This is a genomic window from Streptomyces sp. NPDC004542 (assembly GCF_040610035.1).
Lineage (GTDB): Bacteria > Actinomycetota > Actinomycetes > Streptomycetales > Streptomycetaceae > Streptomyces.
In genome coordinates this window covers 1-3612 of record NZ_JBEXLP010000189.1, presented here as the reverse complement: position 1 = coordinate 3612, position 3612 = coordinate 1, and the positions used below count along the sequence as shown (strand labels likewise).

Annotated in this window: 1 protein-coding gene; it reads right to left on the bottom strand. The window is 74.4% G+C overall.

Translation table 11 applies throughout. The annotated features are described in order from the left end of the window. The coding region (locus tag ABZX30_RS37865) for an SDR family NAD(P)-dependent oxidoreductase (protein ID WP_355942929.1) at window positions 1-3612 on the bottom strand (3612 nt) is incomplete at both ends.

Here is a 3612-nt window from a genome sequence, read left to right as displayed (position 1 = left end):
GACCCCGCCGGCGAGGGCGAGCGAGCACTCGCCGGAACGCAGCGCCTGCACCGCCAGATGCAGCGCGACCAGCGACGACGAGCACGCCGTGTCGATCGTGACGGCCGGGCCCTCGAGGCCGAAGACGTAGGAGACGCGGCCGGAGGCGATGGCGCCCGTGCTGTTGTTGGCGGCGTAGTCGTGGTACATCATCCCGGCGAAGACGCCGGTGGCGCTGCCCCGCAGGGTGGCGGGGTCGATGCCGGCGCGTTCGAACGTCTCCCAGGCGGTCTCCAGCAGCAGCCGCTGCTGGGGGTCCATGACCAGGGCCTCGTTGGGGCTGATGCCGAAGAAGGCGGGGTCGAAGCGGTCGGCGTCGTGGAGGAAGCTGCCTTCGCGGGTGTAGGTGGTGTTGGGACGTTCGCCGCTGGGGTCGAAGACCTGGGCGATGTCCCAGCCGCGGTTGGCCGGGAACTCCGAGACCGCGTCGACACCGTCGGCCACCAGCTGCCACAGGCCCTCCGGGGAGGTCACGCCGCCCGGGTACCGGCAGGCCATGCCGACGATCACGATCGGGTCGTCGTCGGCGGCGAGGACGGGGGTGACGGCGGTCAGGTCGTCCTGGGTGTCGGCGACCTGCTCCAGCAGGTGGGTGGCGAGGGCTTCCGGCGTCGGGTAGTCGAAGACGAGGGTGGCGGGCAGCCGCGTGCCGACGGCTTCGCCGAGGGCGTTGCGGAACTCGACAGCGGTCAGGGAGTCGAAGCCGAGTTCCTGGAAGGCCCGGCCGGGTTCGACGGCGTGGGCACCCGCGTGTCCGAGCACGGAGGCCACGCGGCTGAGGACCAGGTCCAGCAGGACGCCGTGCCACTCGGCTTCCGGCAGGGAGGCCAGCCTGCGGCGCAGCGCGCTCGACTCGTCGGCTGTGCCGGCGGAGCTGCGCCGCCGGGCCACCGGCACCAACGCCCTGAAAACGGTCGGCAGTTGTTCGCCCTGGGCGCGGAGTGCGGGCAGGTCGAGGCCGGCCGGGACGAGCAGGGCCTCGTCGGTGGTGAGGGCCGCGTCGAAGAGGGCGAGTCCCTCCTCGGCGGTCAGCGCGTGCATGCCGGTGCGGGAGATGCGGGACAGGTCGGCGTCGCCCAGGGTGTCGGCCATGCCGCTGGACTGCTCCCACAGGCCCCAGGCGAGGGAGTGGGCGGCGAGGCCCGCGCGGCGGCGGCGGACGGCGAGCGCGTCGAGGAAGGCGTTGGCGGCGGCGTAGTTGCCCTGGCCGGGGGCGCCGAGGACGCCGGCGGCGGAGGAGAACATGACGAACATCGACAGGTCCGTGCCCGCGGTGAGTTCGTGCAGGTTCACGGCGGCGTCGACCTTCGGCCGCAGGACCGTGTCGAGGCGCTCCGGGGTGAGGGAGCCGACCACGCCGTCGTCGAGGACACCGGCGGTGTGCACCACACCGCCGAGTGTCACACCGTCGAGGAGTTCGGCGAGCGCGGCCCGGTCGGCCACGTCGCAGGCGCGCAGGTCCACCTCGGCGCCCAGGGCGGTCAGTTCGGCGCACAGGGCGGCGGCGCCGGGGGCGGACATGCCGCTGCGGCTGGTCAGCAGGAGGCGGCGGACGCCGTGCCCGGTCACCAGGTGGCGGGCGACCAAGGCACCCAGGGAGCCGGTGGCGCCGGTGACCAGGACCGTGCCGGGGTCGGGGCGGGTGTCCTCGCCCCCTGCGGCCGGGACGGCGGCGCGGGTCAGGCGGGCGGCGTGCGCGGTGCCCTCGCGTACGAGGAGCTGCGGTTCGCCGGTGGCCACGGCCGCGGCGACGAGCGCGCCGAAGTCGGAAGCGTCGTCGGTGTCCACCAGGACGATGCGGTCCGGGTTCTCCGACTGGGCGGCACGCACCAGGCCCGCGACGGAGGCCGCCGCGAGGTCGGTCACGTCCTCGCCGGGCAGCGCGGCGGCGTCCTGGGTGACGACGAGCAGCCGGGCCCGGGAGTAACGCTCGTCGGTGATCCAGGTCCGCAGGATCTCCAGCGCCCGGTGCGTGGCCGCCCGTACGGACTCCGCGTCCTGGACGCCGGATGCGTCGGGCACCGTCGTGCAGTGCCACACCACGACGTCCGGCACGTTCGTGCCGGCGGTCTCCTCCCACGGCCCCCACGTCACCGGGGAGACGGCCGGAACCGGCACCGGGGCCCAGTCCAGGCGGAAGAGGGAGTCGCGGTGGTTCGTGGCGGCCGCGGCGAGCTGCTCGGCGGAGATGGGCCGCAGCATCAGGGAGTCCACGGTGGCCACCCGGCGGCCCGCGGGGTCCGTCAGCTCGACGGTCACCGCGCCGGAGCCGGTGGGAGCCAGCCGTACGCGCACCTCGGACGCGCCCTCGGCGTACAGGGACACACCCGACCAGGCGAAGGGAAGCGCGCCCTGCTCGCCGACGGTTCCGGTGAAGGCCGCCGCGTGCAGGCAGGCGTCGAGCAGGGCGGGGTGCAGGGCGAACCGCGCGGCGACCGCGCGGGCCTGCTCGGGCAGCGCGACCTCGGCGTACACCTCGCCGTCGGCAGAGCGCCACACCGAGGTCAGGCCGCGGAACACCGGGCCGTAGGCCATGCCGGCCTCGGCGAACTCGTCGTAGAGGCCGTCGAGTTCCACGGGTACGGCACCGGCCGGCGGCCACTGTGCCGTCAGCTCCCCGTCCTCTGCCGGCCGGGCGCCGGGCGCGAGCACACCGGTGGCGTGCCGGGTCCAGGGCAGGCCGGCCGCCGAATCCTGCCGGCGGGAGTGGACGGTGACGGTGCGGGCGCCCGACCGCTCCGCGGCACCGACGGCCACCTGCACCTGCACGCCGCCGTGCTCGGGCAACACCAGCGGTGCCTCGATGGTCAGTTCCTCGATCAGACCGCAGCCGGCCTGGTCGCCGGCCCGGGCCACGAGTTCCAGGAAGCCGGTGCCGGGAAAGAGGACCGTTCCGCCGACGACGTGCTCGGCCAGCCACGGCTGGGTGTCGGCCGACAGGCGTCCGGTCAGTACGACACCGTCGCTGTCGGCGAGCATGATGGCCGCGCCCAGCAGGGGGTGTTCGGCCGTGTCGAGTCCGGCGGAGGTGACGTTCGCGGCCCCGCTCTGCGCGTCGATCCAGTAGCGCTCGCGCTGGAAGGCGTAGGTGGGCAGGTCGATGCGGGAAGCCTCGCGTCCGGCGAAGACACCGTCCCAGTCGACCGTGGCGCCGGAGGCGAACAGACCGGCCAGGGCGGTGACGGCGGTGACGTCCTCGGGGCGGTCCTTGCGCAGCACCGGGGCGAAGGTGACGTCGTCGAGGATGTTGCGGGCGAGGCCGGTCAGGACCGCGTCCGGACCGCACTCCACGAACCGGGTCACACCCTGGGCGCGCAGGGCGGTGATGCCGTCGGCGAAGCGGACCGCCTCGCGGACGTGCGCAACCCAGTACTCCGGGTCGGTGAGCCGGCCGGGCTCGGCCACCGCACCGGTCACGTTCGACACCACACCCATCGACGGCTCGGTGAAGGCCAGTCCGGCGACCACCGCCCGGAAGCCGTCCAGCATCGGCTCCATCAACGGCGAGTGGAAGGCGTGCGAGACCCGCAGCCGGGTCGTCCGGCGCCCCAGACCACTGAAGTGCTCCTCGAC